This window comes from Peribacillus butanolivorans (assembly GCF_001273755.1).
GTDB lineage: Bacteria > Bacillota > Bacilli > Bacillales > DSM-1321 > Peribacillus > Peribacillus butanolivorans.
In genome coordinates, this window is sequence record NZ_LGYA01000001.1 from 3,448,584 (window position 1) to 3,474,892 (window position 26,309).

A 26,309-nucleotide genomic window follows, 5' to 3' on the forward strand; every position below is an offset into this window, starting at 1 on the left:
GTAAAGAAAACTCATCGATTGGCTAGCCTGTAAGGCGTAGACAGAGATGTAGTTGAACTTACACTTGTTACCTACTACCTCGAATTTTCTTCCCCTCAACGGGTTATAAGAAGTGTAAAGAAAACTCTTCGATTGGCTAGCCTGTATGGCGTAGACAGAGATGTAGTTGCCCTTACACTTGTTACCTTAACCCGCTTACTACCTCGAATTTTCTTCCCCACAACGGGTTATGAGAAGTGTAAAGAAAACTCATCGATTGGCTAGCCTGTATGGCGTAGACAGAGATGTAGTTGAACTTACACTTGTTACCTTAACCCGTTACTACCTCGAATTTTCTTCCCCTCAACGGGTTATAAGAAGTGTAAAGAAACTCTTCGATTGGCTAGCCTGTATGGCGTAGACAGAGATAAACAAAAAACGGGAATCCCCGTAAAAGGGATTCCCGTCTTTTTAATTCCTACTAATTATTTAGCTGCGCTGTAACGTTTTGCAACTTCATCCCAGTTAACAACATTCCAGAAAGAATTGATGTATTCAGGACGACGGTTTTGGTAGTTTAGGTAGTAAGCATGCTCCCAAACATCCAATCCAAGAAGTGGAGTTTTACCTTCTGATAATGGGTTGTCTTGGTTCGGTGTGCTTGTTACTTCTAACTCACCGTTGTTTACAGCAAGCCATGCCCAGCCAGATCCGAAACGAGTAGTAGCCGCTTTAGCGAACTCTTCTTTAAAGCTGTCAAAGCTGCCAAATTTAGAAGTGATAGCATCAGCTAGCTCACCAGTTGGTTGTCCGCCACCGTTTGGTGAAAGGATTTCCCAGAATAATGAGTGGTTAGCATGTCCACCACCATTGTTACGTACAGCTGTACGAACAGCTTCAGGTACTGCATCAAGATTAGCAACAATTTCTTCAACGCTTTTGCTTAGAAGTTCTTGGTTGCCTTCTAGAGCATTGTTCAAGTTTGTCACATACGTGTTGTGATGTTTAGTGTGGTGAATGTTCATTGTTTCTTTGTCGATGTGTGGTTCTAATGCGTCATATGCATACGGTAATTGTGGAAGTTCGAAAGCCATAATAAAATTCCTCCCTATGTAAGCTGTTTTTTTGAGGGCTCTAGTTCTCTTAAGATACCTAAAGCTCGCTAGCAATAGAGTATCAAATTTTTGAAACGGTTTCAAACCTTATGCCTCACTTTTTCAATTCAATTCTATTTCCTATGAGAATACCGCGAATAAAAAATACGCAATCATCAAAAGTTGGATGATACCTTTTGTAATCACACTGCTTATAAATCCGATAACGGAACCAAGGCCGATTTTAGATGCAGTAATAGGGTCTTTTTTATGGACGATGATTTCTGCTAGGAATGCGCCTATAAAAGGCCCTATTAATATCCCGACAAATGGTATCACAAATGGTCCGACAAGAAGCCCGATTGTACTGCCCCAAACCCCCGCTTTGGTCCCTCCATATTTTTTGACCCCGACCATGTTTGCGATATAATCTGCTGCGAATAAGAGAATGACAAATAAAATTTGGACTGTCCAAAAGAACCATCCAAAAGGTTCAAAGGAATAAAATAGCCCATATAACAAAATCCCCCCAAATATAAATAAAACGCTTGGAATGACTGGAAAAATTAATCCGACAAAGCCCACTATGAACATCAGGACTATAATTATCCAAAATATTGTATCCACAATTAAAACGCCCTTTCACATTTCATTTATAATTTGCCTCTATCTCTTCATAATTACCTGTTTACAGATATGTGAAACCATTGAAGTAGAATACAGGTTGTTTTATTTTTACCATGTAGTTAAAATTGGATAGGTATATTACAATAGATAGGTGCTGAAAACATTGAACATATTCAAACAACTATGGGTAAGCTTGTATTCACCTAAAGATATCTCTTCCTTTCAAAACCAAGGAATTGGAAAAACGATTCTATTTGTATTTTTATTAAGCCTTGTTGCCTTTCTCCCTTCAGCTTTTTACTTCGGTACAATGGTTGTGGACGGGATTGATGCGATGCACGAAACAGTATCTGAAGATTTGCCGGAATTTGAAATTAAAAATGGCACATTAACGTCTGAGAGTAGCGAGCCATTTGTTTTGAATAAAAACGGATACCAAATTTTTGTAGACGGTTCAGGGACCTTGACCCCAGAAGATGTGGGCTCTAAAGCTGATGAGGCAATCGCCCTTTTAAAATCCGAGCTGGTTTTCGTTTCTGGTGGTAACGTTCAAACTTCTCCTTATTCCCTTTTAGAAGGAAATAATCAGGACATATCCAATTGGCTTGATTCAGTCGATTCTGTGCTGCCGATTATACTTTCGCTACTGCTTCTCATATTATACCTGTTTACTGCTTGTGGAACATTCATTAAAGTGACAATTCTAGCCGCTTTTGGTCTTCTTTTCAAAAGCACTCTTGGTCGTTCGCTTGCTTATAGGCATCTATGGAGAATTGGTGCATATAGTATTACACTTTCCACTATTTTCTTTACCATCATGGACATCTTTAAGGCAAATGTTCCATTTGCTTCGCTCCTTAGCTGGTTTGTGACATTAATTATGATGTACTTATCAATTAAAGAAACATCAGCTGTTAAGGAATAATGAATTATATGCTAATGAATTGCAAAAAAACCCGCGCCGATAAGGCCCGGGTTTTTACTTTGGGAATATCACTGTTATACAATCACTCAGTTGTTATTTATTAGGTTTATAAACCTTTAATCGTAATAATGGAGGCAAAAAAGATTGATCTGACGCCAAAGGAAATCCGCTACTTTCTTAACACCAATTCATATAAAAGGGCTTTTACACAACAAAATAAAAAAGTCGTACAAGTAAGTCCTAATTTTCATTTGAAAAATCTGCCCAATTTTAGGCATAATCTTTAAACCTTCCAAGTATATATGTATTAAAGACAAGCTTGGGAGGATGGAAAAATGAAACGGCTACTGCTTTTTATCTCATTCTGTTTCATTATATTTATTATTTATTTTGATTTAACCACAGGTACACTGCCGGATTCCCATCCATCAACCACTTCAGTCGAGCCATCTGTTCCGGCAAGTAAGCCTGCATCTGTCCCTTCAGTGGCTTACAATGAAATCACCATCAAACCTGGTGATACATTACTCTCCATCGTTGAAAAGGAAATCGGCGCATCAAACCAGCCGATTGAGACAATTATATCTGACTTTCAAGGACTGAACGAAGGGTTGAAGCCAGAACAAATGCAAATTGGCAAAACATATAAAATTCCTGTTTATAAATAGCTATCAAAGGGTCCACGGTTTCAAAAACGGAATACTTTCTTGATACAAAAAAAGATAATGCATCCTATTCCTTGTAAAGCGGTATGTACATTGATACAATATTTTAGAGAAATAAATTAAAAATCAAAACTGATTTTTTCCTAAAGGAGAGAATTCCACTTGAGTGAAATCATACATCGCACTAAGACGCGGCCAATTAAAGTCGGAAACTTAACAATTGGCGGCAATAATGAAGTTATTGTACAAAGCATGACTACAACAAAAACACATGATGTTGAAGCAACAGTTGCAGAAATTCTTCGTCTTGAAGAAGCTGGTTGCCAAATCGTACGTGTCGCCTGCCCAGATGAAAGAGCGGCTGATGCCATTCCTGAAATAAAAAAACGGATAAACATCCCACTTGTAGTTGATATTCATTTTGATTATAAGCTGGCTCTTAAAGCAATAGAAGGCGGAGCAGATAAAATCAGGATTAATCCTGGTAACATCGGACGACGTGAAAAAGTTGAAGCAGTAGTTAAAGCGGCGAAAGCAAAAGGGATTCCGATTCGTATTGGAGTCAATGCTGGTTCTCTCGAGAAGAAGATCCTCGATAAATATGGATATCCAACTGCCGATGGCATGGTTGAAAGTGCCTTACACCATATCAAGATCCTGGAAGATCACGATTTCCATGACATCATCGTTTCCATGAAGGCTTCTGATGTAAATTTAGCCATCGAAGCATATGAAAAAGCTTCAAAAGCATTCGATTATCCTCTACACCTTGGGATTACGGAATCAGGTACACTGTTCTCCGGAACTGTAAAAAGTGCTGCCGGACTAGGTGCCATCCTAAGCCAAGGTATCGGAAGCACGATGCGTGTTTCCTTAAGTGCTGATCCTGTCGAAGAGGTGAAAGTGGCAAGGGAGCTTCTAAAAGTATTTGGACTTGCTTCTAACATGGCTACTTTAATTTCTTGTCCTACATGCGGACGTATCGAAATTGATTTAATCTCAATCGCTAATGAGGTTGAAGAGTACATCCAGACGATTAAAGCACCAATTAAGGTATCTGTTCTAGGTTGTGCGGTAAACGGCCCTGGTGAAGCTCGTGAGGCGGATATCGGCATTGCTGGAGCACGTGGTGAAGGTTTACTGTTTAGAAAAGGACAAATCGTACGTAAAGTGCCTGAAGAAACGATGGTCGAGGAACTGAAAAAGGAAATTGACAAAATCGCTGAAGAGTACTATGAAAAACAAAGAGCAGAAGCTGCTGCTGCAGCCTTAACTAAATAAAAAAAGTCCCGAATTTTATTTTCGGGACTTTTTTCTTTTTAATACACTAAATTCAAATAAATAAAACTCATCATTGGTCGATAAGCCATTAGAAAAGTGTTAAGCATAAAATTTGTACTGATTACAAACAAAAAAAGCGCCTTCAATGTCATGAAAACGACATCGAAGGCAAGCTTATGCTCCTTTAAAAGAACGGCAGAATAAATATGCCGACAATGATGGAGACTGCACCAATAACTATGGCCCATGTACCCATTTTCGATCCTCGAACGCGAGCAAAAATACCGACAATTATCCCTAAAGCCCCTAAGATGAAGGGCATCATAAATAACGATATTATGGAGATGATTAAGGATATAACTCCAACAACGTTTCCACTTGAAGTCCTATCTTCAGAATCAACCGACTCGTCATTATATCCTCTGCTTCGCTGAGGCGGTGTTGATATTTCGGCAGAAGTTTCTTCACGATAGCGGTTATCCGTCTTTACATTAGACTCCCTATTTTCATATCGCCTGTCATCTGCAGCTGTATCTTCATTATAATAACGCTCATGATGCTGATCATCTACAACAGCTGGTACACTTTCCTCTTTAGATCGCATCTCATCGTCAATACTGGAGTATTGATCTTTTTCCATTCGTGCATCCCTCACTTTCATTTGTAGGAGCATTTATAGTGTATGTACAATCTATAGAAACTTCCGTAAAAAAGGTTTCATGTCTTGGAAATAAATATGGTTTTTTTCCATTACTAAGTTGGTATATGGTACACTATTACAAGTATTGAAAATGAGGAGAGATTCATCATGAAAAAACGTTTTGGCATTGATATAGATGGGACTGTTACAAGACCTGATACCATGGTCCCCTATTTAAATAAAGCTTTTCAACTGAATTTAGCTTATGAAGATATAACTGAGTATGACTTATTCCCTTTTGTAAATGTACCAAAAGAAGACTTCACCAAATGGTTCATAGAAACCGAGCCACTCATTTATTCCGAGTCTATATTGGCTGAGGGAGCAAAAGATGTATTGGAAAAGTGGACAGACCAAGCTGACTTATATTTTATCAGTGCCAGAAGCAACCGCCTGCTGGATGTAACAGAGAAATGGTTTTCAACGAATAAGGTCATTTATAACCACCTAGAGTTGGTTGGTTCACACGATAAAGTTGCTACAGCCAAAAAATTCGCCGTCGATCTCTTTTTGGAGGACAAGCATGATAATGCGGTGGCCATTTCTGAAGAATGCAAAATACCCGTAATTTTATTTAATACCCCTTATAACCAAGATCCTGTGCCCGATAGAGTGATACGAGTCAACAATTGGCAAGAAGCCTCTCACTGGGTGAATAATTGGATGGCAGAAAAGCCCCTTACTATAAAATAAAAAGAAAAACCATTGACTGAAGTCAATGGTTTTTTACGCTTCTACAGAAACACTACATGTAGGACAGCGTCCGTAAATTTCAAATTTATGTCCCGAAACGTCATAGTCCTTCAAACTTTCCTGAAGTTCCTGCATCGGGCATAATTCGATTTCCTTCGTTTTACCGCAATTCAAACAGATGAAGTGGTGATGGTGTGAAGAATGTCCGCATGTAAAGCGAAAATGCTTTTCTCCTTCCAACTCGGTCGTCTCAAAGATTCCGAGTTCGACAAACAAGGAAAGATTACGGTAAATCGTATCGAAGCTTAAGCCTGGATATTCCTGTTTCATATTCTCCAACACATCTTTAGCGGTTAAATATTTATCACTGGAAGAGAAAAGCTGAAGCATTTCTTCTCTCTTTCCTGTATGTTTAAAGCCTTTATCTTTTAGTAATTGCATGGCAGTTGTTACGTTCAAAACATCACCCCATCTATCGATTTTTCCACTTATCAAACAAAATTGACAAGATGAGAATTAGCACTGCGATAATAACAATTGTCCCACCTGGAGCGAGATTAAGGTTGTATGATAAAAATAATCCGCCGACAACGGAAATTTCACCGAATAGTACGGAATAAACAATCATCTGCTTAAAACCCTTCGCAAAGCGGAGGCTAGCTGCAACTGGTAGCGTCATGAGCGATGAGACTAGCAATATTCCAATAATTTTCATCGAAGCAGCAATGACCAATGCTACCATGACAATAAATATAAAGTGAATCGCTTTATAAGGTATTCCAGAAGCTTTAGCATGCTCTTCATCAAATGATAACAGAAATAGTTCTTTATACAATAGGGTAAGCATCAAGGAAACTACTATTCCCACTGCCAAAATGACATACAAATCTGAACGGCTGACTGCACTGACACTTCCGAATAAATAACCATATAAATCCGTATTGAAACCATCCGCAATTGAAATAAAAATTACACTCAGACCCATGCCACCGGACATAATGATTGGGATTGCAAGTTCTTGGTAATGCTTGTACACCCCTCTTAATTTTTCAATAAATAAAGAACCCCCTACCGAAAAAGCCATCCCTATATATAGCGGATTCAATCCAGCAAGTGATAGAAAGCTCTTCTGTAGCAATAAACTAAATGCTATACCAGCAAGCGCTACATGACTAAGTGCATCGGAAATCATCGACATCCTTCTTACCACGACAAAAACGCCTACTAATGGCGCAAGCGCTCCGATGATGATTCCAGTCAAAAAAGCGTTCTGCAAAAATTCAAATTGCAATATCCCCGATATCATTGGGCTATCCTCCAAAACATTTTAATGATTATGATTTAACAATTGGACGCCGTGCCCATAAATTGATGACAGTTCTCCCTCATCCAAATCATTATATTCACATGCATCCCCATGAAAATGAAGCTTTTTATTCAAGCAGGCGACATGTGTGACTTTATCGGTCACCGTACCAACATCATGAGTGACTAAAATTAGGGTAATTCCTAATTTTTCATTTAACATTTCCAGCATTTCATAAAATTGGTGGACGTTCTTTGAATCCACTCCGACCGTAGGTTCATCCAGGATCATCAATTCCGGCTCACTGACAAGTGATCGGGCAATGAATACCCTCTGCTGCTGGCCCCCGGATAATTCACCGATATTGCGGCTCTGATAATCGAGCATGTCCACAGATTCCAAAGCTTTCTTTACCTTTTGCTTATCCTCTTTACTTGCAAATTTAAATAAACCGATTTTTTTGGTCAAACCGCTTTGAACCACTTCAAATACTGTTGCAGGGAATCCTGAGTTAAAGGAGTTCGCCTTTTGTGACACAAACCCGACCTTTTGCCAATCTTTAAAGCGTCGTATATCTTCCCCAAATATTTCAATTTTTCCTTTTTGGAGCTTAAACAAACCAAGTAGCAACTTCAAAAGTGTGGACTTACCGGATCCATTTGGTCCGACAATTGCTAAAAAAGCCCCTTTAGGGATTTCAAGCGAAACATGTTCCAACACTAGATCTTTTGTATATTTGTAAGATATATCTTCTAATTTAACAATGGGGTTTACTACATTATCCAAAGAGATCACCTTTTTTTTAAGAATCATTACGATTAACAATGGTTAGTATAAATCAAAGAAGTTCAGATGTAAAGAATCCTGCCCTCTAATCAAGAGCTTTTTCGCCCTGAAATACCAAAATTCATTATTTACATCAATTTCTCGAGAATCAAACAAAGTTTCATGTTCACATACGTCTACCTTCTTCATATGTTTTAAAAAAGGAGGAGATCGTATGAAATTATTTGAAATGATGGTTAATCATAAAATTAACAATATACGACCCGATGAACTACTTTCCCTTGCGAGGCAGCACCAGGTTTCACTAACTCAAAAACAAGCACAAGATATCAGCGCACTTCTAAAAGGTAAAAACATTAACATTTTTGATATCCGTCAAAGACAGAACGTTCTTGGTCAAATTACTAATGTTGCCGGAGCCAGCACAGCCAGGGAAATTGAAACCCTCTTCAACAATCTTACTTCCAATTTTTAAATAACTCTGCCGGCTGTCTGACTTAGTTACCTAGGCATTCGTCCACATTATAAGTAAAATGAAAGGACGATTCATCGTTATTTCGATGAATCGTCCTTTCAACATTATTATTTTTGTAACATGATCTTTTCCAATACATCTTCTTCGAATTGATTGTTCTTAAACATATCAATTTCAAATTTGTATGGTGCCTTTTTGTCTTTCTTGTCTTCTCCTACATAAGGTGTTTCCAGTATTTTCGAAACATCGCTTAATTGCGGATGATGGACAATATAATTCAACGCATTAAAACCAATATGGCCAAAACCAATATTTTCATGGCGGTCTTTACGCATACCGCGTTCATTTTTGCTGTCGTTGATATGAAGGACCTTAATGCGGTCAATACCGACTAGTTTATCAAATTCATTTAGTACACCATCGAAATCCTCGATGATATTATATCCAGCATCATGAGTATGGCATGTATCGAAGCATACCGATAACTTATCATTATGGGTTACACCGTCGATGATCATCGCTAACTCCTCGAAAGAACGGCCACATTCAGTTCCTTTACCAGCCATCGTTTCAAGGGCAATTTGAACTTTATCATCGGCAGTGAGCACTTCGTTTAAGCCTTCGATGATTCTCTTGATTCCGAGTTCACTGCCTGCACCAACATGTGCACCTGGATGAAGAACAATCTGTCTTGCACCTAACGCTTCTGTCCGGTCGATTTCACTACGTAAAAAGTTGACTCCCAGCTCATATGTGGCTGGATTCGTCGTATTTCCGATGTTGATGATATAGGGGGCATGGACCACGATATCACTTATTCCATTTTCCTCCATATGCAATCTACCGGCTTCGATATTTAAATCCTCGATTTTTTTACGTCTTGTATTTTGAGGGGCTCCCGTATAGATCATGAATGTGTTGGAGCCATATAAAACCGCTTCTTGACTCGCAGCAAGAAGCATATTTTTCCCGCTCATAGAAACATGCGATCCAATCTTCAGCATCTAATTACTCCCTTATTATTTCTTTCTCTGTATACGACGTTCACGTTTTTTAAAGTTTTCCACATCACGTTGAATTTTCTTCTTGTAACCAGGCTTAACTTTAGTTGGCTTCTTAACATGCCTACTTGCTTTAACATCAATATCAGATTTTTGTTTCTTACGGTTTTTCCGTTTATTGCGCTCTTCTATATTAACCCAATCGCCGTTTTGGATATCGGCATCATGAAATTCGATTCCCATCTTTTCAAGACGGTTCAATGAATCTTCATCAGATGTAGCATAGATTGTTGCGGCGATACCTGAATATCCTGCACGAGCTGTTCTTCCTGTTCTATGGATATAAAAGTCCAAATCTGATGGCAATTCATAGTTAATGATATGGCTGACACCTTCAATATCGATTCCACGCGAAGCCAAATCTGTCGCAACAATGAATTGATATTCCAATTCTTTAATTTGCTTCATCATTTTTTTACGCTCACGAGGTGTTAAATCTCCGTGAATACGACCGACATTCAACCCTTTTTCAATCAAGGAATTAGCCACATGATCCGCCATTTTTTTGGTATTTGTGAAAATAATCGCCAAATACGGATTATAACGAACAATGATGTCGTGCAGTAACTGCTCTCTGTTACGATGGCGGAGCGGAATTAAGACATGTTCAATTTTTGCAGCAGTCGCCTGTTTAGGGTTCACTTGAACATATTTCGGATTCTCCATATATTTATTCAAGAATGGCTTTAATTTTTCTGGTATAGTTGCCGAGAAAACAAGCATTTGAATTTTTTCAGCCATACGTGATGCAAATAAATCGACATCTTCAAGGAATCCCATGTCAAGCATAAGGTCCGCTTCATCGACTACAAGCATTTTTGCTGTATACACTTGTAAGGCCTGAGCTTCAACCAAATCCTTAATCCTACCAGGAGTCCCAATAACCAGTTGTGGCTGTGTCTTCAATTTATCAATCATTCGCTGTTTATCAGTACCACCGATAAAGCAACGGACTTGAATCTGCTCATCCTCAGGGAAATGGTCTGCAATTTTCAAAGCTTCTTTGTAGATTTGGTTCGCTAACTCACGGGTTGGTGCGGAAATAATCGCTTGAACTTCATTTTTACCAGCATCAAGCTTGTTCATAATTGGCAGCAAATAGGAATGTGTCTTACCCGTACCTGTCTGCGACTGTCCTATTAAGCTACTTCCCTTTAAAAGCGACGGAAGCACACGTTCTTGAATTTCCGTCGGCTTATCGAACCCTAAAGTACGAACCGCATCTAGAATGTAGCTTTTCAAATTAAATCGTTCAAATTGGTTTTGTTTCATCAAAAAACTCCTTTATCCTTGTCAGTCAATAGACATGTCCTATTATTATAATAAATTTTATACAAAAAGCGCAAGCGCCTTGCTAGTGAAGNGGCAATTTTTGCCTTTTGAGGTCCATCATCTTTTTCACAACGAGCTAGGCGCTGAAGCTAAAAAAATATAAAAAGCGCAAGCGCTTTGGTTAGTTCTCTTAAAATGGACTCTTGCAAACGAAAAGCCCCTGTCCTGGCCATAGCGTATCCCCCGCAGACATGGAGCTAAAAGACTACCGTTACCATCTTACCTTCTTTCCGGTTACTTCACAACAGCCCAGTCATTCTTTCCTCAAACCTTTTTTGTTGAACTGCATAATTTATATAGAAGAAAACACCAGCATATAAACTTAGAGGAGGTGAAACCTATGTTCCCAGGTAGAAATCGGCCACCCGGACCCGGATTTCAACCACCTAATGCAAGGCGAATGCCGCAGCCACCAGGCCCGTTTAGAGGACCCCAGCAGCAAAATCCAAACGCTTTTCAACAGATGCGTCGGCCTGTTGCACCAAATAGACCTCAAACACCTCAAGGTTTCCGAGGTCCATTCAATCAGCCACAGAGGCAGGAACAGCCACCTGCGAAGAAAGAAGGATTGCTATCAAGAATTCTGGGTAAGTCCAAACAGAATGCAGCTTCCCCCAACTTATTTGCGCCAGCTGCTTCTTCCACCAACCAAAATTCTTCAAGAAGTAGTGGAGGTGGGATTTTAGAGACATTAAAAAACCCTGATTCCCTGAACAATATGCTCAACAACACGCAAAAAGTGCTGCAGGCAGCCGAACAATTCACCCCAATGGTAGAGCAATATGGCCCAGTTATTAAAAACTTGCCGTCCATGTGGAAGGTTTTCCGAAGCATATCATCCAGTGATGATACAGTGAAATCAGAAGGTGAAAGTGAAGTTGAAACAAAAGCAAAGGATGTGTCACCAAATACCAATGAGTTAAAGGAGGATACAACTAAACAAGAAACCGTTACCCCTGAAAAACCAATCTCTAAAGTTCGTCCTGAAACCACAAGGGTAAGGTCTTCTGGCCCTAAGCTTTATATTTAAAATTCTAAAAAGCTAATTTTAGGCAAATAGGATGTTTTGTAATATCATCTATGGTCTTATATAATAGAAAGGTATAAATAGTGAGAGTTTCTTGCCTTTGAAGGAGGACACATAGATGAAAGTGATTAAAATTTCCCCGCGCGGCTATTGTTATGGCGTTGTCGATGCCATGGTCATCGCCCGAAATGCGGCTTTAGATAAAACCTTGCCACGTCCTATTTACATTTTAGGTATGATTGTTCATAACAAACATGTAACTGATGCTTTTGAAGAAGAAGGAATCATCACGTTAGATGGCAGTAACCGTAACGAGATCATCGAACAAGTGGACAGCGGAACCGTTATCTTTACTGCTCACGGTGTTTCCCCTGAAATTCGGAAGATTGCTGAGAAAAAAGGGCTTGTTACACTCGATGCTACTTGCCCTGATGTTACCGCAACACATGACTTAATACGGGAAAAAGAAGCTGAAGGGTATCAAATTATCTATATCGGCAAAAAAGGCCACCCTGAACCAGAGGGCGCTGTTGGAGTTGCCCCCGATGTCGTTCACCTGGTTCAAAAGGATGAAGATGTTGAAGCCTTAACTTTGAACAGTGAAAAGATTATTGTGACCAATCAAACCACCATGAGTCAATGGGACGTATTGGATATCATGGATAAGGTTAAAGAAAAGTTTCCACACGCTGAAGTCCATAAGGAAATCTGTTTAGCCACACAGGTACGTCAAGAAGCAGTTGCACAGCAAGCTGGAGAAGCCGATGTTTTAATCGTTGTTGGTGATCCGAAAAGTAACAATTCTAATCGTCTTGCACAAGTATCCCAAGAAATTGCCAGCACAACCGCTTATCGCATTGCTGACATTTCCGAGCTGAACCTCGAGTGGCTAAAAGATGCAGAAACTGTTGCTGTTACTTCTGGTGCTTCTACACCAACACCGATTACAAAAGAAGTTATTGCATTCATAGAGCAATATGACCCAAATAATGAATTGACCTGGAATACGGAAAAGAAAACACCATTGCATAAAATTTTACCTAAAATTAAAGTAAAGAAATAAATTTTCAAAAAAAGGCAGCCATAGTGGTTGCCTTTTTTCGTATGTTTAAATAAATCGAAAAGGGTCGGTATTTATCTCAGATGGAATGAACTCTACATCGAAGTTTCTTTCGTGACACATTTCTTTTAGGATTCGCGCAACGCCTTTTTTCATCACTTTTTCAACATTGTGGCCAGGGTCTACAATATTCAAACCAATCATCATCGCGTCATGGGCCGTATGATAATACATATCACCTGTAACATACACATCAGCACCCTTAAATTTCGCGGTAGTAAAGTATTTATTACCGTCTCCTCCAAGAACTGCTACTTTTTTTATCGGACTATGCAAATCTCCGACGACACGTACCTTATCAACATCTAATGTTTGTTTCACATGTTCGGAAAATTGCTCAAGTGACATTTCTTCTGCAAGCACACCAATTTTACCTAATCCAAGTGATTCTCCTTTGTTCTCCAGCTTATAAATATCATAAGCGACTTCTTCATACGGATGGGCTTTAATCATCGCAGAAAGCACTTTCTTCTCGATATTTTCCGGGAATATCGTTTCAACCCGAACTTCAGCAACCGCTTCAAGCTTTCCTAGTGAGCCAATTGCCGGTTCACTGCCTTCGCCTGGTAAAAATCGTCCAGTACCTTCACCTGAAAACGAACAATAGCTGTAATTTCCGACTGCTCCTGCTCCCGCCTTACCTAAGGCTTCTCTTATCTTTTGTTCATCAGCCTTAGGCACATATACGACCAATTTCTTTAGAGCTGTTTCATGAGTAGGAATAAGTACCTCTGTATCCTGTAATTGAAGAGCATCTGCAAGTAAATCATTTACCCCGCCCTTAGCAACATCCAAATTAGTATGTGCAGCATAAACAGTAATATCATGCTTGATCAGCTTTTCTATAATACGTCCGCCAGCAACGGTTGTATCTATTTTCTTTAATGGACGGTAAATAAGGGGATGATGGGCAATGATTAGTTCCACGCCACATTCTATTGCTTCGTCCACAACCTCTTCTAGCACATCAAGGGCAATCATCACTTTTGTAACCGGCTTATTCAATTGTCCGACATGTAATCCGATTGGATCTCCCTCCATCGCATATTGCTTTGGAGAGAACTGTTCAAACATCTCAATGATTTGAAAACCATTTGCTGTCTTCACCCTTTAAGCACCTCCTCAATTACAGAAATTTGAGCTTCTAATTCATTACGCTTCGATTCTAAGCCGCTTCGGCCGCTTTCATCCAATTGTTCGATGATTCTTTCCAAATGTCTTTTCTCAAACTGCCATTTTTTTATGAAAGTGTCACTGAATTGCTTTGTCAAGAACGGCCCAAACATGAGGCCAATTTGCTTATTTACATGATAAGGTTGAAGCGGGTCCCCCTTTTCAGCAATTAAGATTTCGTAGATTTTTCCATCTTCCTCGAGGATTTCTTCTCCAGTTAATGCCCAGCCGTTATCGATTAGCCAGCTACGAACATTTGCTGCACCAACATTCGGCTGAAGGATAAGCCTCTCTGCCTTGCCCAGTTTTTCTTTTCCACTTTCCAATATACTTGAAATTAATGTCCCTCCCATGCCTGCAATCGTAATGCATGTAGCTTCATCAGGATTCAACACCTCAAGTCCATTTCCTTTACGGACCTCAATCTTGTCCTGAAGCCCTGTTATAGCCACTTGCTTGCGAGCTGACTGATATGGTCCTTCTACAACCTCCCCGGCTATAGCCTGGTCACACAGTCCATTACTCACTGCATAGCAAGGCAAGTACGCATGGTCTGAACCAATATCTGCAAGGATGCTTCCTTTTGGTATATGTATGGCAACACGTTCTAATCTCATCGATAGTTTTTCATGATTCATATTATCAACTCTCTTAACTCAAATAATGTCTTACATAGTTTAGTTTCCCATTCGATTATAACAAGTTCTATGGAAAAATTACAGAACGAGAGAAATATGGCTCTCTCTCAATCACTAGACAAAGGACAACTTCCATCATTGGAATCTTTGTTTTGCGAAAGAAAAGAAAAACTGACTCAAAAAGCTCGCCTTCCAACGATTTTTTGAATCAGTTTTCATAAATTATTTCAGTCCGTGAATATACTCGGCCATGGCATCAATGTTTTGCTCTTCGACTAAACCTGGTGGCATGGCACCTCGTCCATTAGTAATTACATTTTTAACTTCGTCTACTGATAGACGATCGCCAACTCCTTTTAGAGCTGGACCGACACCACCCTGATAGGCATCACCATGACAAGAGATACAGTTCTGCTTATAGATGTCTTCAGGTGATGCTGAGGCACTTTCTGTTTCTTCTGTCTTTGCGCCGCCTTCTTTTTCCTTAGCAAGATCTTTGGCATCACCCAAACCTTTAAACGAAAGTAAAAACATAAGTCCAATACCAAAAACCATGATAATAATAAAAGGCATTACTGGATTTTTCATAGTATTTCCTCCCCTATGTAGAACCTAAACCTACCATATTTAATATTATATACAAACAACTATATATTATTTTACTTGAAAAGAGTTTCAAGTAAAAGCCCAAAAATAGAAGATATTATATAATTTCTTAAAATTGTCAAAAATTTATGTATATTTCCAAACAGTTTTTTCTTATATATATATATATTCCATAATACCCTAAAATTTCTATTAAAACACTTTATTGTCCATTTTAATTATATTAATAAAAAGTAAAGAGTGATAATAACCCCTAGACACCCCGATATGGAAAAATAGAGCAGCTTTAGTTTTTTCCCTATTAAGATCCAGAGCCCGCAATGGATAAACAAACAAGTATTAAGAATACTTTCCTTGCCAGGGGCAATTAATTCAGTCAATTTAACTGTAAATAAAAGCATTAATAATGCCATTCCTATTAACGTCAATTGAAAAACAATCTTTTTGTTAATAAAGCGGCGAACTAACAACCCAAAGATGATGATAGAAATAGTTGTCACAACAATTTGCATTCTTATGGGTATTTCAGTAAAATAATTCAAAAATACAATAAATACAAAAAAGGCTCCTATTATCAGCCCTGAAAGAATGTCTTTTTTATCGCTTCCGGTTTTATTCGAATAAGCAGGTGGGAATTCTCCTTGACAGTATAATGCAAGTAAGTAATTACAATATTGCTCCGGAATCATATGACTTTCCTTCCAGGAGTTAATTTCTTGAATGATAATTTTCTTTCTCGTCTCATCCATGAATACACATCCTCATGCCCGTTTGTTCTTTATATCGGCTAATAAAGACATTCATTTAAGATTGATTTTAACATTTTGCTCGGCACTAAGGGGAACGTTCGTACGATACCAGTGGATACCTATGTTCCTATTAATAGATATTTAATGCACTGAATCTCGTCGCCATTATATAGATAAATACATAAATATTGTTCTTATATGTATATTTTTACATTTAATCACGTAAAAAAAGCCGCTCCCGAACGCTTGGCATTCAAAGAGTGGCTCTTGTGAAGGGCATATTTATTTCTATTCTAAGAAGTCTTTCAAGCGTTTGCTGCGACTTGGGTGTCTCAGCTTACGTAATGCTTTCGCTTCAATTTGACGGATACGCTCGCGGGTAACTCCAAACACTTTACCTACCTCTTCAAGCGTCCGTGTACGGCCGTCATCAAGTCCAAAGCGAAGTCTCAAGACATTTTCTTCACGATCTGTCAGTGTGTCTAATACGTCTTCAAGCTGTTCTTTCAATAGTTCATATGCTGCATGTTCAGATGGAGAAGTCGCGTCCTGATCTTCAATGAAGTCACCTAAGTGGGAATCATCTTCTTCACCGATTGGCGTTTCCAAGGAAACAGGCTCCTGAGCTATTTTCAAGATTTCACGAACTTTTTCCGGAGTTAAATCCATATCCTCTGCAATTTCTTCTGGAGATGGTTCACGTCCAAGATCCTGAAGAAGCTGCCTTTGAACACGAATTAATTTATTGATGGTTTCAACCATATGCACCGGGATTCGAATCGTTCTTGCCTGGTCAGCAATGGCACGAGTAATGGCCTGGCGAATCCACCATGTTGCATACGTACTAAATTTGTATCCCTTGCGATAATCAAATTTTTCTACCGCTTTGATAAGTCCCATATTACCTTCTTGAATAAGGTCAAGGAAGAGCATACCGCGTCCAACATAACGCTTAGCAATACTGACAACTAGACGCAGGTTGGCTTCAGCTAAACGGCGTTTTGCTTCTTCATCTCCTTCTTCAATTCGCATCGCTAAAGAGATTTCCTCTTCGGCTGATAAAAGGTCAACGCGACCAATTTCCTTTAAATACATACGGACAGGGTCGTTAATCTTTACGCCAGGAGGAACACTTAAATCATTTAAGTCAAACTCTTCTTCTTTTGCAAGTTTCTTCTCATCGGGATCATCTTCATCTTCGTCTTCCTCACCATCAGTGAGTATTTCGACTCCGTTTTCAGTTAACACCTCATAGAACTCATCCATTTGATCGGAATCTAACTCAAAACCGCCAATTTTTTCTGCGATTTTTTCTAAAGTTAAAGAGCCCCGTTTTTTACCTAGCTCTATTAATTTTTCTTTCACCTGCTCAAGGCTAAATTCATTATCAACTTGTTTGGAACGTGCTGGTTTTTCAGCCATTAGTTCCCCTCCTTCCAGGACTTACACCTAAACAACTTACTACAACAATTTACGCAATTTAATGATTTCCATGGCAATTTGTGCAGCAGTTACATAATCACTACGTCTAACTGCATCTTTTTCTTCAACTTGTTTTTCTTTTATCTTTAACAACTTTTCATATTTCAACACTTGATTTATACAATCGGTCAGTTCTTTTTCGGTAACTTCCTCATTCACTGACATCATTTCTATTTCCGAAACGATCCTTCTCAAGTTTGGATCCGGTAAATACGTAAGGAAAAAGCTTGTATCCGGCTCGTGTCCATCTTCATAGAACGCATATAAATAGGTGATGATTGCCTGATGTTCATCTACATGAAAGACTGTTTGCCCAAGCAACTGCTGAATTTTGAAAGTCATATCCCTGCTTTTCAGCATATGGGCAATTAACTTAGTTTCAGCATTATGGTGAGCTGGCTTTAACTTATGCTCATATTGCAGGGTCATTTTCTTTTGTATTGCAGGCTGCGGCAGTGTCCCCTTCTTGCGTTCTGCAAAAAACACCTGTCGCTGCTGCTGTTCCAACGCATCCAATGATAGAGAAAATTCAGAGGATAACTGCCGGAGATAATGATCCCTCTCCACAGCATTGGGCAATCGCGAAATTTCTCTAAGAACTTCTTCGATATATTGAATTCGATCTCCTTCATTATTTACGTTTTTTCCTCGTCGTAAATAATGCATTTTGAATGCCATGTAGGTTAAACTGGCCCCTATTACTTCAGAAACAAAGCTTTTTTCACCGAATTCCTTTATGTAGTCATCGGGGTCCAAGTTATCAGGCATCAGCGCGACCTTAACTGTAAAATCGTTGTCCTGTAACATATTAACTGCACGGTTTGCCGCATTCAATCCCGCAGAGTCCGAATCATAGCAGATTAGTATCTGATCAGTATTTCTTTTTAATAGCTGAATATGCTGATCGGTTAGGGCGGTCCCCATCGTAGCGACCGAATTCTCTACACCCGCACGAACAGCTGAAATACAATCGGCAAAGCCTTCAAAAATAACTACTTGTTCTTTCTTTCGTATGTGAGGTCTTGCATGATGAAAATTATATAAAGTTTTACTTTTATTGAAGATTGGCGTTTCGGGACTATTCAAATATTTGGGCTCATCGTCCCCCATTGCTCTTCCCGAAAACGCAATCGTATTCCCTTGGTGATCCATAATTGGAAACATGACTCTATTTCTGAAACGGTCAAAATATGACTCGTCTTTTTCCCTAAAAATAATTAGCCCTGCTTGCTCCATAAATTCCGCTGGAAACCCACGTTTTAAAAGAAACTTGGAGACAAAGTCCCATGAATCCAATGAGTAACCAATTTGGAACTTTTCTATCGTCTCTTCTGTAAATCCGCGTTTAAGAAGATATTCAAGAGCTTCTTGACCCTCCTTCGTATTTACGAGGAGATGGTGGTAAAACTTTCGCAACAAGTCATGTGCTTCAAACATTTGCTGCGAGCCAGCAGGCATATTAGAACGCTGGGAGTCCTTATTTATTTCAACATCTAAAGGAACATTTCCTTTTTCAGCTAAAACTTTCGCAGATTCCACAAAATTGTAGCCTTCTATATCCATTAAGAAAGTGAAAATATTCCCGCCTGCCCCACAACCGAAACAGTGAAAGATTTGCTTTTCAGCTGAAACGGAAAACGACGGCGAGTTTTCACCATGAAAAGGACAAAGGCCAAAGTAATTTCGCCCTTGCTTCTTCAGCTGGACATATTCTCCAATTAAATCAACAATGTCAACAGCTTCACGAATTTGGTTTATTTTCTCGTCTTCTATACGGCCATTTGTCATTTTTCCACCTTGCAATTTTGGTGATAGTTTCTAATTCGATATCGACTTCTAATTCCCTGCAAAATTCGACAAAGTTTTCAAAAGTTTATTTGTAAAACTTGTTCGATCTTCCTTTGTGAATGCTTTCGGCCCTTTCGTATGTTTACCCTGCCTGCGAAGTTTCGCTGACTGATAACGCATATCTAGGAGCATAAAAATATTCTCGTCTGTGTATTCTTTTCCCCTCGGTGAAAGAACATAAACGCTTTTTGGAAGCAGGGTTCCAGCCAATCCAATATCTGCGGTTACAACGATATCACCCTTCTTTACTGAATTTACTATATAAAGATCGGCCGCTTCTTTATCCGCATCGACATATACCCATTTACCTTCAGGGTTGTTCATCATATTTTTATATGACGCAACAAAACAGACTTCGACATCGTGCAAACGTGCGCAATGAAGGATCTCGTCTTTCACCGGACATGCATCGGCATCGACGTGTATGGTTGGTTTATTATTCATACCTTTTAATTCTACATCTTTCTGCATAATCCTTTTTCTCCCCTAAACTTTATCGAGATATAGTGTAACTTTCAGCCATGGGTCAGAGAATATTCTCTAAAAGAGCCAACCTTTTTAATTCAAGGAATCTCTTCTTAGTAAAGTTACAATGCTGCTTTTACCTTGATTCAGAGTCAGCCAATTTAAAATTATACGGAACATGTCGAATTATTTTTATGATAAAAACCTTGACTTCTCATTAACCTTTAGTTTATTCCTTATTAATTAAGTCTAAACCTTAAGATTACTTTTTTCTCACAATTTTTTATTATAGTCTATTTGATTAGAAGATGCCAACATTTAAATTCCGATTCTTATTTTATACAAATCGATGGAATTTCAAATGTAAAAAGAGGAGAAAACCATGTAATTATTTCCTATTTTTGTGCGAAATTCCCTAAATCCCCTTAGCATTAAAATGTGAGCTGACACTTAAAGTGTCTAGCTCACATTTTGGTTTACCTTAATTTAAGAATTAAATAAATCCACCTATCAACGATCTTTTTTTTGAAGGATATTGATAATCAAATTGGCTGTTTCTTCAACAGCTTTATTCGTAACATCAATGATTGGACAATTCAATCTCGAAATGATTGTATCAAAGTACGTCAGCTCTTCTTTAATACGTTCCACATTTGCGTAAATAGCATGATCATTAAGCCCCAAAGACTTTAATCGCTCTTTACGAATATGGTTCAGCTTTTCCGGACTAATCTTTAAACCAATACATTTTTCAGGTGGGACCAGGAATAATTCTTCTGGTGGTTCCACTTCAGGCACTAAAGGTACATTAGCCACTTTATAACGTTTATGGGCCAAATATTGAGATAGAGGTGTTTTTGAAGTGCGTGATACACCTACAAGGACGATATCTGCTCGTAAAATACCACGGGGATCCCGCCCATCATCATATTTTACCGCAAATTCAATAGCTTCGACTCGCTTGAAATAATCATCATCAAGCTTTCTTACGAGACCAGGTTCATTAAGCGGTCCTTTTGGCGCTCTTTCCTGAAGGATGTCCATGAGCGGCCCTAAAATGTCATAAGCAGACAGATTTTCTTTTTCGACCTGTGCTTTCATGTAAGCTCTAATAGTTGGCTTAACAAGGGTATAGGCAATGATCGCTCCATCTAATTTTGCCAGTGAAATTACTTCATCCACGTTTTGTTCATCTTCAATATACGGAATCCGTTTTATGGAAAAAGCAGATCCCGAGAACTGGCTTGCAGCTGCTTTTGTAACCAATTCCGCTGTTTCCCCCACTGAATCCGATACAACATATATAATAGAACCGTTCATATTCTCCGTCATTCCTTTTGCAAGCCCCCTAATAGCCTTCATCAGCTAAAGCTACGAATGCTTTTGTTATATTGGTTTTTGTAATTCTTCCGATTACTTCATAGCCTTTTTCTGTTTCTTTGACGACCGGTAATGAGTCGATTTGTTTATCAATCAATTTTTTGGCAACATCAATCATTAAGTCTTCTTTTGAACACATTGTAATATTGGGCATCCTAGTCATAATAATATTGACTGGAATGGAGTTAAGTTCTTGCTTACCTATACTTGCACGCAACAAGTCTTTCCTTGATAAGACACCAACTAGCAGAGCATGCTTATCGACAACAAACATGGTACCGACATCTTCTAAAAACATCATGACGATTGCATCATATACGGAAATGCCTTCATCAACAACGACAGGGATCGATTGATAGTCTCGTACATAAAGATGGTTCAAACTATCTGTCAAAAGCTGTGTTCCTGACCTGCCTGTATAAAAATACCCGACACGCGGCCTCGCATCAAGAAAGCCTGCCATCGTTAAGATAGCAAGATCGGGACGAAGCGTCGCTCTTGTAAGGCTCAGTCTATCGGCAATATGTTCACCTGTAATCGGTCCATTCTCTTTAACAATTTGTAAAATATGCTCCTGACGCTTATTCAATTGGATTATAATCACCACCCCACTGCTTTCGCAGAGAAAAGTAACAAAAGTTATTCATCTAACAATTATATACTATATTATTTAATAAAAGCAGGTTTGTCCTATTTATTGACCATTTAATATTTTAAGAAATCGGAAACCTTTATATAAAGTGTCTCCGATTTCGATGAATCCTTTCAATTATGAAAGGATAATTTTATTCATAGCCGCAAAGCCTGAAACTAAATCGCTAATTTCTTTCATTAGGGATAAGCGGTTATTACGGATTGCTTCATCATCTGCCATGACCATTGTATTCTCGAAATATGATTCTATTTCCGATTGAAGCGAGATAAGATGTTCAAAACGCTCTTTCTCTTTTTTAGATTCAGCATATCGCAATGCTACTGTTTGATATTTTTCATAAAGCGCTTTTTCCTGCTCATTTTCAAAAGTATTCGGGTCAACTGTCACTTTATGGTCACACTTTACAGCAATATTCATAACACGACTTAATGCTTCGAGGCTTTCTTTAAAGCCTGCTTCATCTTTTTTCGCGTCCAATACATGAGCACGTTCTACTAAAGAGTGTATAAACCCAATCTCGTCGATCAGAACGGCATCAATTAAATCATAACGAATCTGCTGTTCTTGAAGTAAATGTTTTACCCGCGCTTTAAAGAAGGTAAACATGTCTGCTTTTACTTCCTCTAAATCGCGTTTTAGAAGACCTTTTGATTCAAGTCCTTTAAGTCCTAGAGTAATAAGCTCTTCTAAAGAGATATTCCATTTTTTCTCCGCTAAAATTTGAACAACACCACTTGCCTGTCTTCTCAATGCGTATGGATCCTGGGAGCCGGTTGGAATGACGCCAATAGCAAAGAATGATGCGAGAGTATCAATTTTTTCGGCTATACTTACAACTGCTCCAATAACAGAAGGCGGAACATTGTCATCCGCATGTCTTGGCATGTAGTGTTCATTGATTGCAGCCGCTACTTCTTTTGCTTCTCCTTTTAGGAGCGCATACTTCTCACCCATATACCCTTGTAATTCGGGGAATTCATAAACCATATGACTGACTAAATCAAATTTAGCAATTTCAGCTGCACGAAGCGCCAGATCCTTTTCTGCCTTTAAATTCAAAGCATCTGCCAGAACGCCTGTTACCGCTGTTACACGGGCTGTTTTCTCAGCTAAGGTACCTATTTCTTCATGATAAACGATGCTGTCGAGTTTTTTCAAAGCATCTGCTATCTCTTTTTTCTGATCTTCTTTAAAGAAGAATGCCGCATCCGATAAACGGGCACGCAACACTTTTTCATTTCCTTTAGATACCTTTTCTAGATGACGGTCATCTCCATTACGAACGGTTACAAAGAATGCGAGTAACTTACCGTCTTGATCTTTAACTGGGAAATAACGTTGGTGCTCCTTCATTGAAGTGATCAAAACTTCAGCTGGAAGTTCAAGGAATTCTTCTTCAAAGTGGCCAAATAACACCGTTGGGTACTCCACCAAATTATTAACTTCTTCAAGCAGATCTTCATCAACTGGGATAATCCAGCCTTTTTCCTGCTCAAGACTTTTAATCTGTTCTAAAATAACACTACGACGTTTATCTGGATTAGCCATGACAAACTGGTCTCTTAACGTTGCTTCGTACTGTTCAGGAGCCTCTATCATTGCAACTTCTCCTAAGAAGCGATGTCCCTTTGTTTCACGGCCAGTTTCAACATCAGCTATGGAAAATGGCACTACTTCGTTGCCGAATAATGCAATCAGCCATTTAATCGGACGGACGAAACGAAGGTCTTGGTTGGCCCAACGCATATTTTTCGGGAACGTCATCCCGCTGATAATTTCCTGTAACTCAGATAAAAGCTGGGAAGTCGGTTGTCCTTTAATGAATTTATTTACATGGGCATATTCAATACCCTTAAGTTCTTTAAAATAAATATCCTCGGCGGTCATCCCTTGGCCTCTAACAAACCCCAATGCTGCTTTAGACCAGTTTCCTTCACTGTCCAAAGCAATTTTTTTAGCTGGTCCTTTTGCTTCTTCTTCGATATCTTTTTGTGATTCTGAAACGTCTTTTACCAATATGGCCAAACGTCTTGGTGTGGAAAAAGCTTCAACCGCTCCGAATTCAATTGCTTTTTCCTTAAGCCATTTCTGTACTTTATCTGACAACTGTTTCATAGACGCTGTCACAAAACGAGCCGGCATCTCTTCCAATCCAATTTCCAATAACAAATCACGCTTGCTCATTTGTATTCTCCCCTTTCACTTTCAGAATCGGGAAGCCTAATTTTTCCCGCTCTTCATAGAAGGTTTTGGCAACCTTACGTGCTAAGTTACGGCAGCGGGCTATATACCCCGTTCTTTCAGTTACTGAAATCGCACCTTTTGCATCCAAAAGATTAAATGTATGTGAACATTTTAAAACATAATCATAGGCAGGATGTACAAGCCCTTCTTCCATTTGGCGATGTGCTTCCTTTTCATACATTGTGAAAAGTTGAAATAACATATCAAGGTCGGATGTTTCAAACGTATATTTTGAATGCTCGTATTCCGGCTGTCCAAAAATATCCCGTACTGTAAATCCTTCTGTCCATTCTAGATCAAACACATTTTCTTTTTCCTGAATGTAGGAAGCTAGACGCTCGATTCCATATGTAATTTCCACGGAAACCGGCTTACACTCAAGACCGCCTACCTGTTGGAAATACGTAAATTGTGTAATTTCCATTCCATCAAGCCAAACTTCCCAGCCGAGACCAGCACAACCTAATGATGGGTTTTCCCAGTTATCTTCTACAAAGCGAATATCATGCTCAAGTGGGTTAATACCTAATGCACGCAATGAATCCAAATACAGCTCTTGGATATTGTCTGGGGATGGCTTCATGATCACTTGGAATTGATGATGTTGATAGAGACGATTAGGATTCTCTCCATAACGACCGTCTGCTGGACGGCGGGATGGCTCCACATAAGCAACACTCCACGGTTCAGGTCCAATTGCTCTAAGGAACGTATAAGGGCTCATCGTTCCTGCCCCCTTCTCGACATCATAAGCATTCATTAATATGCAGCCTTGTTCAGACCAATGCTTTTGTAAAGTTAAAATCATATTTTGAATATTCATCGTACACCTCCAAATTATTTAAAACGCCTCTTTATGAATTAGGGACGGGAACTCCTATACCAGTAATTTTGAATCGTTTATCGGCCACGCATGCATTTCACCAATTAATTCAAGTGTTTTACCGGTCCATTCATTGTTATTCTTTCGCATTTTTGCAAACAAAAAACTCCCGTCTCTATGCGAAATGCATAGGGACGAGAGTTTACCCGCGGTTCCACCCTAATTGCCGTTAATAAACCGGCCTCTTTTCAAAGCTACATGCTCCGGAACGCCTTCCCTGTAAATCCATACCCCGGCTTTCACCATCCCAGGTTCGCTTTTTATGGAGAATGACAGATACTCTTTTCCATCAACGCAATCTTCTTATTTTAATGATTAGAATTTTATACAATCAGGCCTGGAATGTCAATAGGTCAAATCTTAAAACATATCTTTCATCGTATCAATCTGTTTTAAGAACTTTTTTGATTTTATATGGAGGCCTGAATACTCTTCATAATAAGCATCAATGATTTTCTGCAGTTCTTTTTTCGTTTCAGGCTTAACCGAAATGTTTCCAAGCCTTGATAAATCCAAATAATAAAATATTCGCAGCAATTTAACGGCTGCGGGTGAAATTTTATAGTGATATGGGTCTTTTCCCAGACAGCGGTGACAAATAAAACCACCTTCCCGTAGCGAGAAGGAGAATTCCCCTTCTGTTTCACCACAAACAGCACATTGATTTAGTACTGGGTTAATCCCGTTGACGGGCAGCATCTTCATTTCGAAAATAAATTTCAAAACCTCCGCGTCATATTCTTCGTTTATGTAATGCAAGGTTTGCGAGAGTAATTCAAACAGATATGGATTTGGTTTCTTATCATCTACGCTTTTATCAACCAATTCAACAATGTATGAAGCATATGCAGTGGCAAAAAGGTCCTCCCTTATAAAACGAAGCGAGTCGACCATTTCTCCTTGTTGAAGACTTCCGAGTCCGCTTGATGTAGAAACAAGGAAATACCCGGAGCAAAAAAGTTGGGTGACGGCAGCAAGCCTGCTATTAGGTTTACTGGCTCCTCTAGCCATAACTCCAATTTTCCCTAGCTCACGGGTATAAATAGTAATAATTTTGTTGTTTTCTCCATATGCAGTCCGTCTTATGACAATGCCTTCACATTTTTGGAGCATAC

General features: G+C 39.0%; 27 protein-coding genes and 1 other annotated feature. Of the genes, 7 read left to right on the forward strand and 20 right to left on the reverse strand.

Annotated features, from left to right (window positions below; all coding sequences use genetic code 11):
* Positions 1–464: 464 nt before the first annotated feature.
* Both sodA and AKG34_RS15880 read right to left on the reverse strand, forming a co-directional pair.
* Positions 465–1,073 carry a superoxide dismutase SodA gene (sodA, locus tag AKG34_RS15875; protein WP_053346971.1) on the reverse strand — a complete coding sequence of 203 codons (609 nt, stop codon included), beginning with the start codon at positions 1,071–1,073 and terminating at the stop codon, positions 465–467.
* 141 nt (positions 1,074–1,214) lie between these two features.
* Positions 1,215–1,700 carry a DUF456 domain-containing protein gene (locus AKG34_RS15880; protein ID WP_053346972.1) on the reverse strand — a complete coding sequence of 162 codons (486 nt, stop codon included), beginning with the start codon at positions 1,698–1,700 and terminating at the stop codon, positions 1,215–1,217.
* 163 nt (positions 1,701–1,863) lie between these two features.
* Between AKG34_RS15880 and AKG34_RS15885 the strand changes: the two genes are divergently transcribed.
* The 3 genes from AKG34_RS15885 (at position 1,864) to ispG (ending at position 4,571) form a co-directional block, all read left to right on the forward strand.
* On the forward strand, positions 1,864–2,625 hold the full coding sequence (locus tag AKG34_RS15885) for a DUF1189 domain-containing protein (RefSeq protein WP_053346973.1): 762 nt from the start codon (positions 1,864–1,866) through the stop codon (positions 2,623–2,625).
* Positions 2,626–2,960: 335 nt separating this feature from the next.
* The gene (locus AKG34_RS15890) at positions 2,961–3,293 is read left to right on the forward strand and encodes a protein YqfZ (protein WP_053346974.1); all 333 of its coding nucleotides are present in this window, start codon (positions 2,961–2,963) and stop codon (positions 3,291–3,293) included.
* A 168-nt stretch (positions 3,294–3,461) separates the two neighbouring features.
* Entirely contained in the window at positions 3,462–4,571 is a 1,110-nt protein-coding gene (ispG, locus tag AKG34_RS15895) for a flavodoxin-dependent (E)-4-hydroxy-3-methylbut-2-enyl-diphosphate synthase (protein WP_180320478.1), read from the forward strand.
* Between the two features lie 184 nt (positions 4,572–4,755).
* Here the strand turns inward: ispG and AKG34_RS15900 are convergent, their stop codons facing one another.
* Complete coding sequence (locus AKG34_RS15900; RefSeq protein WP_152952298.1) at positions 4,756–5,211, reverse strand: DUF308 domain-containing protein; 456 nt, start codon at positions 5,209–5,211, stop codon at positions 4,756–4,758.
* Positions 5,212–5,379: 168 nt separating this feature from the next.
* Between AKG34_RS15900 and AKG34_RS15905 the strand changes: the two genes are divergently transcribed.
* A complete protein-coding gene (locus AKG34_RS15905; protein WP_053346976.1) occupies positions 5,380–5,964 on the forward strand; it encodes a 5' nucleotidase, NT5C type in 585 nt (194 codons plus the stop codon).
* A 33-nt stretch (positions 5,965–5,997) separates the two neighbouring features.
* Here the strand turns inward: AKG34_RS15905 and AKG34_RS15910 are convergent, their stop codons facing one another.
* The 3 genes from AKG34_RS15910 to AKG34_RS15920 are packed head-to-tail and all read right to left on the reverse strand — an operon-like array spanning position 5,998 to position 8,056.
* Positions 5,998–6,423, reverse strand: a complete 426-nt coding sequence (locus AKG34_RS15910) for a Fur family transcriptional regulator (RefSeq protein ID WP_053346977.1) — start codon at positions 6,421–6,423, stop codon at positions 5,998–6,000.
* 13 nt (positions 6,424–6,436) lie between these two features.
* Positions 6,437–7,270: a metal ABC transporter permease gene (locus tag AKG34_RS15915; protein ID WP_053346978.1), complete on the reverse strand. Its 834-nt coding sequence runs from the start codon at positions 7,268–7,270 to the stop codon at positions 6,437–6,439.
* A gap of 21 nt (positions 7,271–7,291) precedes the next feature.
* Complete coding sequence (locus AKG34_RS15920) at positions 7,292–8,056, reverse strand: metal ABC transporter ATP-binding protein (RefSeq protein ID WP_116820721.1); 765 nt, start codon at positions 8,054–8,056, stop codon at positions 7,292–7,294.
* Between the two features lie 214 nt (positions 8,057–8,270).
* Between AKG34_RS15920 and AKG34_RS15925 the strand changes: the two genes are divergently transcribed.
* Positions 8,271–8,531 carry a DUF2624 family protein gene (locus AKG34_RS15925; protein WP_053346980.1) on the forward strand — a complete coding sequence of 87 codons (261 nt, stop codon included), beginning with the start codon at positions 8,271–8,273 and terminating at the stop codon, positions 8,529–8,531.
* Between the two features lie 107 nt (positions 8,532–8,638).
* Here AKG34_RS15925 and AKG34_RS15930 read toward each other — a convergent pair whose 3' ends face one another.
* A complete protein-coding gene (locus AKG34_RS15930; RefSeq protein WP_053346981.1) occupies positions 8,639–9,535 on the reverse strand; it encodes a deoxyribonuclease IV in 897 nt (298 codons plus the stop codon).
* A 15-nt stretch (positions 9,536–9,550) separates the two neighbouring features.
* Entirely contained in the window at positions 9,551–10,864 is a 1,314-nt protein-coding gene (locus AKG34_RS15935; RefSeq protein ID WP_053346982.1) for a DEAD/DEAH box helicase, read from the reverse strand.
* 400 nt (positions 10,865–11,264) lie between these two features.
* Here AKG34_RS15935 and vrrA point away from each other — a divergent pair, with 400 nt between their 5' ends.
* Together vrrA and AKG34_RS15945 are read left to right on the forward strand one after the other, a co-directional pair.
* Positions 11,265–11,954 carry a VrrA/YqfQ family protein gene (gene vrrA / locus AKG34_RS15940; protein WP_053346983.1) on the forward strand — a complete coding sequence of 230 codons (690 nt, stop codon included), beginning with the start codon at positions 11,265–11,267 and terminating at the stop codon, positions 11,952–11,954.
* A gap of 115 nt (positions 11,955–12,069) precedes the next feature.
* Complete coding sequence (locus AKG34_RS15945) at positions 12,070–13,014, forward strand: 4-hydroxy-3-methylbut-2-enyl diphosphate reductase (RefSeq protein WP_053346984.1); 945 nt, start codon at positions 12,070–12,072, stop codon at positions 13,012–13,014.
* A gap of 45 nt (positions 13,015–13,059) precedes the next feature.
* On the opposite strand, the gene AKG34_RS15950 is transcribed toward AKG34_RS15945, so the two are convergent.
* From AKG34_RS15950 to recO, 12 genes are all read right to left on the reverse strand, one after another.
* Positions 13,060–14,178, reverse strand: coding sequence for a Nif3-like dinuclear metal center hexameric protein (locus AKG34_RS15950; RefSeq protein ID WP_053346985.1), 1,119 nt, complete (start codon positions 14,176–14,178; stop codon positions 13,060–13,062).
* Positions 14,175–14,882, reverse strand: a complete 708-nt coding sequence (locus tag AKG34_RS15955; RefSeq protein WP_053346986.1) for a tRNA (adenine(22)-N(1))-methyltransferase — start codon at positions 14,880–14,882, stop codon at positions 14,175–14,177. Before AKG34_RS15955 ends, AKG34_RS15950 begins: the two co-directional genes overlap by 4 nt.
* Positions 14,883–15,104: 222 nt before the next feature.
* The gene (gene cccA / locus AKG34_RS15960) at positions 15,105–15,470 is read right to left on the reverse strand and encodes a cytochrome c550 (RefSeq protein ID WP_053346987.1); all 366 of its coding nucleotides are present in this window, start codon (positions 15,468–15,470) and stop codon (positions 15,105–15,107) included.
* 236 nt (positions 15,471–15,706) lie between these two features.
* The gene (locus tag AKG34_RS15965; protein ID WP_053346988.1) at positions 15,707–16,237 is read right to left on the reverse strand and encodes a hypothetical protein; all 531 of its coding nucleotides are present in this window, start codon (positions 16,235–16,237) and stop codon (positions 15,707–15,709) included.
* Positions 16,238–16,525: 288 nt separating this feature from the next.
* A complete protein-coding gene (rpoD, locus tag AKG34_RS15970; protein WP_053346989.1) occupies positions 16,526–17,659 on the reverse strand; it encodes an RNA polymerase sigma factor RpoD in 1,134 nt (377 codons plus the stop codon).
* Positions 17,660–17,698: 39 nt separating this feature from the next.
* Complete coding sequence (gene dnaG / locus AKG34_RS15975; RefSeq protein WP_053346990.1) at positions 17,699–19,507, reverse strand: DNA primase; 1,809 nt, start codon at positions 19,505–19,507, stop codon at positions 17,699–17,701.
* Between the two features lie 48 nt (positions 19,508–19,555).
* Positions 19,556–20,011 (reverse strand): YaiI/YqxD family protein, encoded by a 456-nt coding sequence (locus AKG34_RS15980; protein ID WP_053348134.1) that lies wholly within the window; start codon positions 20,009–20,011, stop codon positions 19,556–19,558.
* A 531-nt stretch (positions 20,012–20,542) separates the two neighbouring features.
* The gene (locus tag AKG34_RS15985; protein WP_236694960.1) at positions 20,543–21,364 is read right to left on the reverse strand and encodes a pyruvate, water dikinase regulatory protein; all 822 of its coding nucleotides are present in this window, start codon (positions 21,362–21,364) and stop codon (positions 20,543–20,545) included.
* Positions 21,365–21,380: 16 nt separating this feature from the next.
* A complete protein-coding gene (locus AKG34_RS15990) occupies positions 21,381–22,019 on the reverse strand; it encodes a transcriptional regulator CcpN (RefSeq protein ID WP_053346991.1) in 639 nt (212 codons plus the stop codon).
* Positions 22,020–22,181: 162 nt separating this feature from the next.
* Positions 22,182–24,251, reverse strand: a complete 2,070-nt coding sequence (gene glyS, locus AKG34_RS15995; protein WP_053346992.1) for a glycine--tRNA ligase subunit beta — start codon at positions 24,249–24,251, stop codon at positions 22,182–22,184.
* A complete protein-coding gene (glyQ, locus tag AKG34_RS16000) occupies positions 24,238–25,134 on the reverse strand; it encodes a glycine--tRNA ligase subunit alpha (RefSeq protein ID WP_053346993.1) in 897 nt (298 codons plus the stop codon). The genes glyS and glyQ overlap by 14 nt, the downstream gene beginning before the upstream one ends.
* Positions 25,135–25,321: 187 nt before the next feature.
* Positions 25,322–25,496, reverse strand: a binding site (T-box leader).
* A 58-nt stretch (positions 25,497–25,554) separates the two neighbouring features.
* Entirely contained in the window at positions 25,555–26,307 is a 753-nt protein-coding gene (recO, locus tag AKG34_RS16005; protein ID WP_053346994.1) for a DNA repair protein RecO, read from the reverse strand.
* Positions 26,308–26,309 lie beyond the last annotated feature (2 nt).